Here is a 12,650-nt window from a genome sequence, read left to right as displayed (position 1 = left end):
ACTCAGGCGTCCTTACATTCTGAACACCCCAAACTGGGTGTCCTCAATTGGTTTATTTAAACTGGCCGAAATTGACAGCCCAAGTACCATGCGCGTGTCGGCCGGGTCGATTACACCATCGTCCCAAAGGCGAGCTGAGGCGTAATAGGGGTGTCCCTGACGTTCGTAAGTATTAATAATGGGTTGTTTAAAGGTTTTTTCTTCTTCGTCACTCCAAGTTTCGCCTGCTCGTTCACGTTGTTCGCGTTTTACTTGGGAGAGTACGCCTGCAGCTTGTTCACCGCCCATTACCGATATACGTGCGTTAGGCCACATAAACATAAAACGTGGGTCATAGGCTCGACCGCACATGCCATAATTACCAGCGCCGAAACTACCGCCAATTAAAACGGTAAATTTCGGGACGTTAGCACATGCGACAGCTGTCACCATTTTAGCGCCGTGCTTTGCTATGCCGCCTGCTTCATATTGCTTGCCGACCATAAAACCGGTGATGTTTTGCAAGAAAATAAGAGGAATTTTGCGCTGGGTGCAAAGCTCAATAAAGTGAGCGCCTTTTTGCGCCGATTCACTGAATAAAATTCCATTATTGGCGATAATGCCGACTGGATAGCCAAATATACGAGCAAATCCACAAATTAAAGTACTACCATATAGTGCTTTAAATTCGTCAAATTCGGAACCATCCACCACCCGGGCAATCACTTCACGTACGTCGTAAGGTTGGCGCGAATCCTTAGGGATAATGCCGTAAATATCTTCTTTAGGATAAATAGGATCTACGCTTACCTTCACATCCAAAGCCAAAGGTTTAACGCGATTCAATCGTGCAATTGCATCCCGGGCGATATGTAGTGCGTGCTGGTCGTTGTTGGCTAAATGGTCGACCACACCCGATGTTCTGCAGTGAACATCCCCACCACCTAATTCTTCAGCGGTGACCACTTCGCCCGTAGCCGCTTTAACTAAAGGTGGTCCACCAAGAAAGATAGTACCTTGGTTTTTCACGATAATTGATTCGTCTGCCATGGCTGGTACGTAAGCGCCACCGGCGGTGCAACTACCCATTACGACGGCAATTTGCGGTATGTTTTGTGCTGACATGGTGGCCTGATTAAAAAAGATACGGCCAAAATGCTCTCTGTCAGGAAACACTTCATCTTGACGGGGTAGGTTGGCGCCACCTGAATCAACCAAGTAGATGCAGGGTAAGTTGTTTTGTTGCGCGATGGTTTGTGCGCGCAAATGCTTTTTCACAGTTAAAGGGTAGTAGGTTCCACCTTTAACCGTGGCATCGTTGGCGACTATCATACATTCGATACCTGAAACTCGTCCGATACCTGCAATAACGCCAGCGCTGGGCACATAGTCGTCGTAAACTTCCCATGCCGCCAGTTGAGATATTTCTAAGAATGGAGAGCCTGCATCAAGTAATTCATCAATACGCACTCTTGGCAGCAATTTACCTCGATCGGTATGGCGCTTATTCGCTTTCTCGCCACCACCTTGTTTGATCAAACTAATTTTTTCGTTTAGATCATCTATTTGCGCCTGCATATGCGCTGCATTTTCTACAAACTCTTGTGATTTGGAATTTATTTTACTGATTATGCGGGGCACGGTATTGCTCCAAATTAATGGCCGTCAAGTCTGCTGATGGCACTGTGTTGCAAAGTAACGTTTAACTCGTGATGGGAGTTATATGCTTTTTTCAGGTTAAATTAAGCTGACTCTTTGAATAGTTCGCGACCAATTAACATACGACGAATTTCTGATGTTCCCGCACCAATTTCGTACAGCTTCGCATCACGAAGTAAGCGACCGGCTGGAAATTCATTGATATAACCATTGCCACCAAGAAGCTGAATCGCATCAAGGGCCATTTTGGTCGCCAATTCTGCTGAATATAGAATAACGGCCGCCGCATCTTTGCGGGTTGTTTCGCCCCTGTCACACGCACGCGCTACTGTGTATACATAGGCTCGGGCGGCGTTCATTTGAGTGTACATATCGGCAATCTTGCCTTGTACCAATTGAAACTCGCCTATGGACTGTCCGAATTGCTTACGGTCGTGAATATAAGGCACCACTAAATCCATACAGGCTTGCATAATCCCAAGCGGACCACCGGATAGAACAAGGCGTTCATAATCTAATCCGCTCATTAGCACGCGAACACCATCACCCTCATTACGGATCATATTTTCAGCTGGAACAGGGCAATCAATAAAGACCAGTTCGCAGGTATTCGATGAACGCATGCCTAACTTGTCGAGTTTTTGTGCTTGACTAAAACCCTCTGTACCACGCTCAACGATAAACGCACTCATTCCTTTTGAACCTGCGCTAAGATCAGTTTTGGCGTAAATCACAAAAGTATGGGCATCTGGTCCGTTGGTGATCCACATTTTATTACCATTGAGAATATAGTGGTCGCCTTCTTTATCAGCGCGCAGCTTCATACTGACAACATCGGAGCCTGCATTAGGTTCACTCATCGCCAAAGCACCGATATGTTCGCCACTGACCAACTTAGGTAGATATTTTTCTTTTTGCGCCTCAGATCCATTTTTATGAATTTGATTCACGCATAAGTTTGAATGAGCGCCGTAACTTAAGCCAATACCGGCAGATGCACGACTGACTTCTTCCATTGCTACAACATGGGCTAAGTAGCCCATATTAGAGCCACCATATTGCTCGGCAACCGTTACACCTAAGAGTCCCATTTCGCCTAGTTTTGGCCATAATTGATTGGGAAAGCTATTTTCCAGATCTGATTTTTCAGCTAGTGGTGCTATCTCACCTTGAGCGAAGTTATATACATGCTCGCGTAACATATCGATGTCTTCGCCAAGACCGAAGTTCAGAGTAGGGTAAGGGGCATTCATGCTGTTTTTCCTTGCTTAATTGTGGTCAGTTCGTCTTTACAACGGGCTTCTACGTCATCGAGCTCCATCATTAAGGCTTTAATATCTTCTAGTTGTTGATTCATCACGATACGTTTTTGCTCAGTCATACTAAGCATGGCTTCTAGTTGGGCTTCTGAATTTTGATTGCTGTCATATAAGTCAAATAGGGTCTTGGTTTCAGCCAAGGAAAAACCCAAGCGTTTACCGCGTAATATTAGCTTTAAACGTACTTTGTCTTTTTTCTTATAAACTCGGTTTTGTCCATTACGCGTAGGGTTCAGTAGTCCTGATTCTTCGTAAAAACGAATTGAACGTGAAGTAATATCAAGATTTTTTGCTAATTCGCCTATCGTGTAAATTTTTTCGGTCATGGTTCGGCCTTGTGACAAAATTATGGGTTATTAGGTAAATATTTATTACGTCAGCCTTTACGTTAACGTAAAGTGTAGGTTAATGTAAGGTAAAGTATGAGTTACAATTCGTCAACATTGATAGATAAAAAATATTTTTCTGTCATTTACTTTTTGTTAAAAGAAGTCTGGTTTATTTTTACGTAACGTTAACTAACTCCGTGTTTTTATTGACTTAAAATGATGCGGTGTACTGAAATAATATTGAGGAGAGCAAAATGAGTAGCGATTCGGTGGTAATTGTAAGTGCGAAACGCACCCCTTTGGGTGGGTTTATGGGCGGCTTGTCGGCACTAAGTGCATGTGATTTGGGAGCGAGTGCTATCCGAGCGGTGTTAGATGAAGCCGGCGCTAATAGACCTGTAGTAGATGAAGTTATTATGGGTTGCGTTTTGCCGGCTGGACTCGGCCAAGCCCCAGCACGACAGGCGAGCATAAAAGCTGGCCTTCCTTTAGCAAGCGGCGCAATCACACTCAATAAAGTGTGTGGTTCTGGTATGAAAGCGGTGATGTTAGCCCACGACTTAATCAAAGCGGGGAGTGCTAAAGTAGTGGTCGCTGGTGGTATGGAAAGCATGACCAATGCTCCTTATATCTTGCCAAAAGGACGTCAAGGCTATCGTATGGGCCATGGCCAGATGCTGGATCATATGATGTTAGATGGTCTCGAGAATGCTTATGATGGCAAGGCCATGGGTTGTTTTGCCCAATCTAAAGCTGATGAAGAAAATATCACTCGAGAGCAAATGGATGAGTTTGCGCTAAGTTCTTTGACAAAAGCCAGTGACGCTATTGCCAATGGATTATTTAAAGACGAAATTACGCCCGTCACCATTACGTCTCGCAAAGGTGAGGTTGTGATTGAAAATGATGAAGGGCCTGGTAATGCGCGTCCTGAGAAAATACCTTCTCTACGTCCCGCATTTACCAAAGATGGCACCGTGACCGCAGCTAATTCAAGCTCCATATCTGATGGTGCAGCAGCGTTATTAGTAATGAGTGAATCAGAGGCTAAAGCGCAAGGGTATACACCGTTGGCCCGTATTGTTGGACATAGTTCAAATGCGATAGAGCCAGAAAACTTTACCGTGGCACCAGTAGGCGCAATGGAAAAGTTATTCGCTCAAACTGGTTGGTCAAAAGATGACGTTGATTTATTTGAGATCAACGAAGCTTTTGCCATGGTGACTATGCTGGGTATGAGCAAACTTGGACTTGATCCCGCTAAAGTCAATGTAAAGGGCGGAGCATGCGCTTTAGGTCACCCAATTGGTGCATCAGGTGCGCGTATCATCGTGACTTTATTACATGCTATGAAGCAACGTAATTTGAAAAAAGGCGTTGCGGCTATTTGCATCGGTGGCGGTGAAGCAACCGCAATTGCATTTGAAATGCTCAACTAACGTAATATCGCTGTTAATTGCAACAGATGGCGTATCTGCGTCATCTTCTTATCCTGCTTGGTTTTCTTCCAGTAACTCTTTGTATCATATCGTGATAAATTGGTTTTAATTTTTAAAATGTAATGAATTAAAGCGTTATGTTGCTTGGTGAGCTAGCGCTATGGAAATAATATGGAATTTATACATCTCACTATTTTTGCTATTTTTCTCGGTGTATTAAGCGCTTGTGCAGATACCCCATTTAAGCAAAATAGTGCGAACGAAGACAAGGCATTGGAGTCAGTCAAACGGGGTTCGACCCTACTCAGTAATGTCAGTTTTGAGCAAGTTATGGCACTCAATATGACTATGCTCGATGAGGGAAGTGACAGCAGTATACAATTGGCATATGGAAATTCGCCATTGCAGTATGGCCGTTTGTACTTGCCAAAAGTTAGTGATGCAGACGGAGATCAGCATAAAGCACCATTGGTTATATTCATTCACGGAGGGTGTTGGTTGAATGCATATAATATTGAACATAGCGCTGCATTTAGTCAGTCATTAGCGCAACAAGGCTTTGCGGTTTGGTCCCTGGAGTACCGACGTACTGGGGATACTGGGGGCGGTTGGCCCGGTAGCCTGAATGATGTACTCAAAGGCGTGAGCTTCGCCCAATCATTTAGAGATTATCCTATTGATTTGAAAAATATCGTGCTCGTTGGCCATTCTGCCGGTGGACACTTAGCGTTACTAGCAAGCTCACCCCAAAGAAATTTGTTTAAAGGTGATGAACGGGTAAAAGGCGTAATTGGTTTGGCGGCAATCGTTGATGTGGTTAACTATTCTAAAGGACAAAATAGTTGTCAAACTGCCACTTCAGCTTTTTTCGGTGGAGATGCTGAGCAAAAACAAAATGCCTATCGATTAGGCTCACCTTTGTCTTACCCTTTACTTGAAAATACCCTCATGTTACAAGGCGATGCCGATACTATTGTAGAAATCGGCCAAGCAAGTAATAGCGGTTTGACGTATCAAATTGTGGCGGGGGCAGGGCATTTTGATTGGATCCATCCACAGACTAATGCGTATCAAGTTTTTTTATCTGCTTTAGAGAATCGAGTCAGTAATCCATGAAAGTCGTCAACCAAGAACAAATAGAAAAAAGGGATTTAGAGGATCCACTGGCATCTAAACGCTTAGCGTTTTCGTTGCCCGATAATATAGTTTACCTAGACGGCAACTCTTTAGGGGCCATGCCCAGTGGTGCAAAATTACGCGCTAAAACTGTGCTGGACGAGCAATGGGGTAATGATTTGATCACCAGTTGGAATAAGCATCACTGGATTGATCTACCGCTAAGAGTTGGCGAAAAAATAGCACCTCTTATTGGGGCGGCGTCTGGCCAAGTAGTTTGTTGTGATTCTACCTCTATCAACTTATTTAAAGTGCTAAGTAGTGCGATGGCATTGCAGAAACCACGCTCTGTGGTTTTGTCTTTAGCGGGTAATTTTCCCACTGACTTGTATATGGTTGAGGGCTTAGCTTCCGTCTTGGGCGAAGATGCATGTTACTTACAGCTTGTTGACGAGAGCGCGTTAGAAAACGCCCTCAATGTCAACGTTGCGGTATTAATGTTGACCCAGGTCGACTTTAGGTCAGGGAGATTGTTAAACATGCAGCGCTTGACTCAGATAGCACATGAGCATGGTATTTTGGTCATTTGGGATTTAGCCCATAGTGCTGGTGCTTTGCCAATCGAGTTAGACGTTTGTGAAGTTGATTTTGCAGTGGGTTGTGGTTACAAATATTTAAATGGTGGACCGGGTGCGCCTGCTTTTTTATATGTTGCACAGCGTCACCATAAGAATGTGTCTCAACCCCTCAAAGGGTGGATGGGTCATAAACATCCATTTGCCTTTTCCGCTGGCTATGAACAAGCAGACGACATCAGCCAGTATCTATGCGGTACCCCAAATGTGATATCTATGAGTATTTTGGATGCGGCGCTAGATGTGTTTGCCGATGTCAGCATGTATGCATTACGAGAAAAATCGGTGGCGCTTAGCGAACTATTTATTACGCTTGTGGAGAGCCAGCCAAGTTTAAGCGAGTTATATTTGGCTTCGCCAAGAGATGCCAAATTAAGAGGAAGTCAGCTTGCCTTTCGTCACGAACATGCTCATGCCATCTGCCAAGCATTAATCCAGTATGGGGTGATTGCCGATTTTCGCGCGCCTGACATATTGCGCTTTGGGTTTACACCGCTGTATTTGCGCTTTCAGGATATGTTGAAAAGTACCGATATATTAGCCAAAATTATTAGTCAAAAAATTTATCAGCATCCTCAGTTCAATCTTCAGCAAAAAGTAACGTGAATAAATCCAATGTAAGCTTTGCGATTTGGTAAAGCTTACATTGTGAAGCTGCGTTAAGCGATATCATCTAGCAGTTCGCGGATTTTGGTGTAACGACTTTCTTGTTCATCATTTAATACGCTGCTTTCAACTGTTTTGACGCAGCGTTGAATGGTTTTTTTGTAAGCTTCATCACAGTGTAACTGCTTGATAGTGAGAACTTGTAATAGGTTCAACGCGATGGCTGAATTTTTAGGCATCAAGGTAAAAGCATCAACGAAAGTGTGAAACGCGCTATCTATATCACCTTCTTGAAAACGTTGAACACCTGAATTATTAAGCTCTTTTGAACTTAATTTAATACGACCCTTCTCAACCTTTTCTTGCTCAATGTAGTGCAAGAAAATTTCGCTACTTTGATCATTCTCGTCACATCGACGAGCTATTTCTAGCAGTATTTCCTGACTGCGTGCATGTAGGCCTATTTCGTGGAACGCTTTGGCTTTATCAAGTAACGCTTCAATCGATTCATTTTCCCAGTTTTCATCGTCTAATTGTTCGAGTAGCGACTTAGCATTGTCTTTTTCATCAGCCAAATACAGCATTCGCGCATTGATGACGTTGATTTGATCTTGCATATCGGCCTTCGGAAATGCCTGACGGAGTTGACGGATATATTCATTCGCTTGCTTAACGAGGGTTGCAGTTTGTTCTTCATCTGCGGTCATGGCGTAATCAATACCCGCTCTAGCCACATTTAAATAATGTTCGGGCATATCATGAATAGAGTTTTTGGCAAACTTTACGATTTTTTTTGCTGCCTCAAACTGGATATGATAATCGTGGGTGATGCGCGATAGATCTAATGCTGTTTTATGTCTTCTAATGTTCCTTGGTGATATCTCTGACGCCATTAAAACGCATTCTAATGCGGTGTCAAAGTCACCTTGTTTTATTTGCAAAGACATTAATAAGTCATATGCGGCAAGCTGAGATTCTGGCTTAAATGCGAGACGTAATACGAGTTTTTCTGCCGCTTCATCTTCATTCAAAAAAAGATGGGTTTTGACTAAACCCAATTGTGCCCAAGTAAATTTCTGTACGTTCAATATGGCTTGATAAAATACTTTTGCTTGTGAGTATTGTCCACAAGCCTGCAAAATTTCGCCTTTTATCTTTAAAGCCAGTGGAAAAAACTCGGAGTTTTTGGGTTCACTCAAAAATATCTCTACTTCTGACAACGCTTTGGGGAATTGTTTTTTTTCTATACACCAATAAATATTTTGTAAGGCACGTTTACGGCTTAGTATTCGAGTAAGGCGGCGATCTAACTCTTTAACGGTAAACGGTTTAGCTAGGAAGTCGTCAGGTTGTAATTCGACAATACTTTGTACTAAATCTGCGGTGGTATCTGCACTGATAAAAACAAAAGCAGTACTGGGAGGTAATTCCCCATTACGATTAATTTCGTCGTAAAAGTAATAACCATCTTGCTCATGTTTGAGGTTATAAGAGCACACGATAAGGTCATAGCGCTGATGACGAATCTTATTAAGGGCAAGATTTACCTTGTCCACATAGGTAATGTCGCTAAAACCAAGCTCCTCCAGAGAATATTTCATGTATCCCTTGGCGAGAACCTGATCGTCAACAATCAGTACCTTGGTTTCTTTAGCAATCAGTGGGTTCATGTAAACAACTCAAAATGTTGATTATTAAAGGTTATCGTACTTTTACATAAAATTATAAGTACAAATCATAATCTTGAGAGATATTTTACACTGATAGTCTCGATCGTTTATTAAAATTAGCGAAATGTGTGCACAGAGGGCATCTGCTAGAGACGATTGTGAATATAAATTTATGGTGCTTACGCTTTGGTAAAAAAAAGCGATGCTTAACGCTGGAGAGGCTATGCAAATAGGGTTTTTTATAATAAATATGGATAGCAGGTAAAACAAGAAGTGGTGGTCGCTACTAGGCTTGAACCACGTCGCCTGTACTTTTAAAGAACGGCGAGGCTTATCGCTGGAGATGCTATACAAATAAGGTTTTTTTTAGAATAAATATGGATAGAAGGTAAAACAAGAAGTGGTGGTCGCTACTGGGCTTGAACCACGTCGCCTGGATTTGCAAAGAACGGCGATGCTTATCGCTGGAGATGCTATACAAATAAGGTTTTTTTTAGAATAAATATGGATAGAAGGTAAAACAAGAAGTGGTGGTCGCTACTGGGCTTAAACCACGTCGCCTGGGTTTGTAAAGAACGGCGATGCTTATCGCTGGAGATGCTATACAAATAAGGTTTTTTTTAGAATAAATATGGATAGAAGGTAAAACAAGAAGTGGTGGTCGCTACTGGGCTTGAACCACGTCGCCTGGGTTTGTAAAGAACGGCGATGCTTATCGTTGGTTATTCTATGAAGATAATTTAATATAGAGGGTGTAACAAGAAGTGGTGGTCGCTACTGGGCTTGAACCACGTCGCCTGGATTTGCAAAGAACGGCGATGCTTATCGTTGGATATTCTATGAAGATGATTTTTTTAAGATAATTTAATATAGAGGGTGTAACAAGAAGTGGTGGTCGCTACTGGGCTTGAACCACGTCGCCTGGATTTGTAAAGAACGGCGATGCTTATCGTTGGGGATGCTATACAAATAAGGTTTTTTTTAGAATAAATATGGATAGAAGATAAAACAAGAAGTGGTGGTCGCTACTGGGCTTGAACCAGTGACCCTCGCCTTGTAAGGGCGATGCTCTCCCAACTGAGCTAAGCGACCATATATTGAAATGTTGTTTATGCACTAGGCTTAACTAGTGCCCCTCGACCATTTCTTGTAGAGAGTGGCTATGCTTTCTCTTTTTCCAACTGAGCTAAGCGACCATATATTGAAATGTTGTTTATACACTAGGCTTAACTAGTGCCTCTCGACTATTTCTTGTCGAAAAGTGGTGGTCGCTACTGGGCTTGAACCAGTGACCCTCGCCTTGTAAGGGCGATGCTCTCCCAACTGAGCTAAGCGACCGTTTTCTTACTGCTTACTGAGTTACCTCGGTAAGTGGAGCGCTATTATAGGTATGCTCTTCTAAGTGTCAACTGTAAATTTAAAAAAACTGTTTAAGTGGGTGAAAAAGCAACGACAAGCTTAAAACTTGTGCGAATTTGGGCTGTAGCTGTCTTAAATAACCAGAAAAATCTAATCTTCAACGATGTTTACGTGTGCCATTACCATTTAAATGAATTAGATCTGCGACCTGATTTCAAATAAATTAACGATTAATTGCAGAATATTGCTGTTAAATTTTAGAAATATAGCGAAAAAAATAATTTTTATAACCTAATCTGCGTTTTTATAGCACTCAATAAAAAGATTACTCCGCTTTTAACCTTAAACTTGCAGCTTAAAAGCAGATACTTATACAACCATGTTTAAACGTTAATCTCGACGAGGGACCAATTACTCCGCTTCAAGCGTAATCTTTTAGCTTAAACGTAACGACTTACACCAATTTGTTTAGAACTTAACGGCGCATTCTTCGTTTAACCTTTCTTCTGGGGGCCATTGACTGGTAAAATGCCGGCAATTTTTAGCAATAGGATTATTTATACCATGACCGTGGTTACCCGTTTCGCTCCGAGCCCTACCGGATTTTTACATGTCGGCGGTGCACGCACAGCGCTTTATTCTTGGTTGTACGCTAAAAGCCAAGGTGGAAAATTTGTTCTTCGTATTGAAGATACTGACATTGAACGTTCAACCCAAGAAGCAATTGATGCAATTTTAGAGGGCATGGAATGGTTAGGTTTGACGTGGGACGATGGTCCCTATTATCAAACACACCGTTTTGACCGCTATAAAGCGTTGATTAATGAGATGCTAGAAGAAGGTAAAGCATACAAGTGCTTTATGAGCAGTGCTGAGCTTGATGACATTCGAGAAAAGCAAAAAGCGAATGGCGAGAAGCCTCGTTATCCTGGTACTTGGCGTGACCGAACAGATTACCCAGAAGACCAGCCATTTGTCGTTCGCTTTAAAAATCCACAGGAGGGTACGGTCGTTGTTAAAGACCATATTCGTGGCAATATCGAAATTGCTAATAGTGAACTCGATGATCTCATTATTTTACGCAGCGACGGCACGCCTACTTATAATTTCTGTGTAGTCGTAGATGACTGGGATATGGGGATTACTCATGTTGTGCGCGGAGAAGATCATATTAACAACACGCCTCGGCAAATTAACATATTAAAATCACTTGGTGCGCCAGTGCCAGAATATGCACATGTCTCGATGATCCTAGGCGATGATGGTAAGAAGTTATCTAAGCGTCATGGAGCGGTCAGTGTCATGCAATACCGTGATGATGGTTTTTTACCACAAGCATTGTTGAATTACTTGGTACGTCTAGGATGGTCTCATGGCGACCAAGAGATTTTTTCGAAAGAGGAAATGATTGAGTTATTCAGTTTAGATGCGATAGGCCAATCTGCGTCTGCTTTTAATACCGATAAGTTGATTTGGTTGAATCAGCATTATATTAAAGAGCTTCCGGCTCTTGAAGTACTGCCATATGCAAAATGGCATTTTGACCAACAAGGTATCGACGTAAGCAACGGACCCGCTCTAGAAGATGTTATCAGCGTGCAAGCCGATCGCGTGAAAACGTTGAAGGAACTTGCTGAGATAAGTAGATATTTTTACCAAGAATATGACAGTTTTGACGAAAAGGCGGCTAAAAAGCATCTTCGGCCTGTAGCGCAAGAAGCACTTGAAGCTGTTAAAGCCTCGTTGGAGGCACTGGAGACATGGAATGCTGAAACGATTCATGCTGCCATTAACCAAACTGCTGAAAATTTAGGCGTCGGTATGGGCAAAGTCGGTATGCCCTTACGTGTGGCTGTGACAGGATCAGGTAATTCACCTTCATTGGATGTGACATTAAATTTGTTAAAAATCGAGCAAATTGTTCAACGGATAGACAAAGCGCTCATATATATAGCAAACAGACAACAATCCTAGATAAAATTTAAAAAAATCGTTGACATAAAAGGGGGGGGTGCCTAGAATGCGCCCGCTGTCACGGAACGACACCCACTTAGTCAAAGCGAATGCGCTTTACGTTAAGTATGGGGCCATAGCTCAGCTGGGAGAGCGCTTGCATGGCATGCAAGAGGTCGGCGGTTCGATCCCGCCTGGCTCCACCATATCAAGGAGCATTTACGGCATACCTAGGCCAGTGAATGTGATGATATAGATATTGTTTTTTTGTAAATATAGATTGCTGCTCTTGCAGGTTTAAATCGCTTTACAGGAGACAATTGAGACAAATTAAGGTTTTTGTATGGGAGAAGGTTACGCGATTTAGTAACCTACTTTGTATTACAGGAATATCGAAAGTTTACTTTCGAAAACCGTTTTTTGTCCCCATCGTCTAGAGGCCTAGGACACCGCCCTTTCACGGCGGTAACAGGGGTTCGAATCCCCTTGGGGACGCCATATAAATGAACGAAGTGATAGCATTCTTTGCGTCACGAGGGGTGAGAGCCCCTTAGTTCGACAAATTCGTAGGAAACGAATTTGAACG

The 12,650-nt window shown here is 42.7% G+C and carries 8 protein-coding genes and 4 tRNA genes; 6 read left to right on the top strand and 6 right to left on the bottom strand.

Annotated elements, in window-relative coordinates:
• Positions 1-12: 12 nt before the first annotated feature.
• The 3 genes from GQR89_RS13930 to GQR89_RS13920 all read right to left on the bottom strand — a co-directional run bounded on the left by GQR89_RS13930 (position 13) and on the right by GQR89_RS13920 (position 3,283).
• The gene (locus GQR89_RS13930; RefSeq protein WP_158770594.1) at positions 13-1,620 is read right to left on the bottom strand and encodes a carboxyl transferase domain-containing protein; all 1,608 of its coding nucleotides are present in this window, start codon (positions 1,618-1,620) and stop codon (positions 13-15) included.
• 101 nt (positions 1,621-1,721) lie between these two features.
• Positions 1,722-2,891, bottom strand: a complete 1,170-nt coding sequence (locus tag GQR89_RS13925; RefSeq protein ID WP_158770593.1) for an isovaleryl-CoA dehydrogenase — start codon at positions 2,889-2,891, stop codon at positions 1,722-1,724.
• Positions 2,888-3,283: a MerR family DNA-binding transcriptional regulator gene (locus tag GQR89_RS13920; protein WP_158770592.1), complete on the bottom strand. Its 396-nt coding sequence runs from the start codon at positions 3,281-3,283 to the stop codon at positions 2,888-2,890. Before GQR89_RS13920 ends, GQR89_RS13925 begins: the two co-directional genes overlap by 4 nt.
• A gap of 257 nt (positions 3,284-3,540) precedes the next feature.
• Between GQR89_RS13920 and GQR89_RS13915 the strand changes: the two genes are divergently transcribed.
• The 3 genes from GQR89_RS13915 to kynU all read left to right on the top strand — a co-directional run bounded on the left by GQR89_RS13915 (position 3,541) and on the right by kynU (position 7,082).
• The gene (locus GQR89_RS13915; RefSeq protein WP_158770591.1) at positions 3,541-4,725 is read left to right on the top strand and encodes a thiolase family protein; all 1,185 of its coding nucleotides are present in this window, start codon (positions 3,541-3,543) and stop codon (positions 4,723-4,725) included.
• Between the two features lie 171 nt (positions 4,726-4,896).
• Entirely contained in the window at positions 4,897-5,841 is a 945-nt protein-coding gene (locus GQR89_RS13910; RefSeq protein ID WP_158770590.1) for a S9 family peptidase, read from the top strand.
• Complete coding sequence (gene kynU / locus GQR89_RS13905) at positions 5,838-7,082, top strand: kynureninase (RefSeq protein ID WP_158770589.1); 1,245 nt, start codon at positions 5,838-5,840, stop codon at positions 7,080-7,082. Before GQR89_RS13910 ends, kynU begins: the two co-directional genes overlap by 4 nt.
• Positions 7,083-7,135: 53 nt before the next feature.
• Here kynU and GQR89_RS13900 read toward each other — a convergent pair whose 3' ends face one another.
• The 3 genes from GQR89_RS13900 to GQR89_RS13890 all read right to left on the bottom strand — a co-directional run bounded on the left by GQR89_RS13900 (position 7,136) and on the right by GQR89_RS13890 (position 10,090).
• Positions 7,136-8,752 carry a response regulator gene (locus tag GQR89_RS13900; RefSeq protein WP_158770588.1) on the bottom strand — a complete coding sequence of 539 codons (1,617 nt, stop codon included), beginning with the start codon at positions 8,750-8,752 and terminating at the stop codon, positions 7,136-7,138.
• 1,016 nt (positions 8,753-9,768) lie between these two features.
• Positions 9,769-9,844 (bottom strand) — tRNA-Val (locus GQR89_RS13895).
• 170 nt (positions 9,845-10,014) lie between these two features.
• Positions 10,015-10,090 (bottom strand) — tRNA-Val (locus tag GQR89_RS13890).
• 585 nt (positions 10,091-10,675) lie between these two features.
• Between GQR89_RS13890 and gltX the strand changes: the two genes are divergently transcribed.
• The 3 genes from gltX to GQR89_RS13875 all read left to right on the top strand — a co-directional run bounded on the left by gltX (position 10,676) and on the right by GQR89_RS13875 (position 12,562).
• Positions 10,676-12,085 carry a glutamate--tRNA ligase gene (gltX, locus tag GQR89_RS13885; protein ID WP_158770587.1) on the top strand — a complete coding sequence of 470 codons (1,410 nt, stop codon included), beginning with the start codon at positions 10,676-10,678 and terminating at the stop codon, positions 12,083-12,085.
• 109 nt (positions 12,086-12,194) lie between these two features.
• A tRNA-Ala gene (locus tag GQR89_RS13880) sits at positions 12,195-12,270 on the top strand.
• A gap of 216 nt (positions 12,271-12,486) precedes the next feature.
• Positions 12,487-12,562 (top strand) — tRNA-Glu (locus GQR89_RS13875).
• The last annotated feature ends 88 nt before the right edge of the window (positions 12,563-12,650 follow it).

This window comes from Paraglaciecola sp. L1A13 (assembly GCF_009796745.1).
GTDB lineage: Bacteria > Pseudomonadota > Gammaproteobacteria > Enterobacterales > Alteromonadaceae > Paraglaciecola.
Note: the sequence above shows the minus strand (reverse complement) of the source record. Positions and strands in the feature narration are given on the sequence as shown.

What these genes read in the sequence shown, in the direction of transcription:
- GQR89_RS13925 (WP_158770593.1), bottom strand. Translation starts at nt 2,891, where the DNA reads ATGAATGCCCCTTACCCTACTCTGAACTTCGGTCTTGGCGAAGACATC.
- GQR89_RS13920 (WP_158770592.1), bottom strand. Translation starts at nt 3,283, where the DNA reads ATGACCGAAAAAATTTACACGATAGGCGAATTAGCAAAAAATCTTGAT.
- GQR89_RS13915 (WP_158770591.1), top strand. Translation starts at nt 3,541, where the DNA reads ATGAGTAGCGATTCGGTGGTAATTGTAAGTGCGAAACGCACCCCTTTG.
- GQR89_RS13910 (WP_158770590.1), top strand. Translation starts at nt 4,897, where the DNA reads ATGGAATTTATACATCTCACTATTTTTGCTATTTTTCTCGGTGTATTA.
- kynU (WP_158770589.1), top strand. Translation starts at nt 5,838, where the DNA reads ATGAAAGTCGTCAACCAAGAACAAATAGAAAAAAGGGATTTAGAGGAT.
- GQR89_RS13900 (WP_158770588.1), bottom strand. Translation starts at nt 8,752, where the DNA reads ATGAACCCACTGATTGCTAAAGAAACCAAGGTACTGATTGTTGACGAT.
- gltX (WP_158770587.1), top strand. Translation starts at nt 10,676, where the DNA reads ATGACCGTGGTTACCCGTTTCGCTCCGAGCCCTACCGGATTTTTACAT.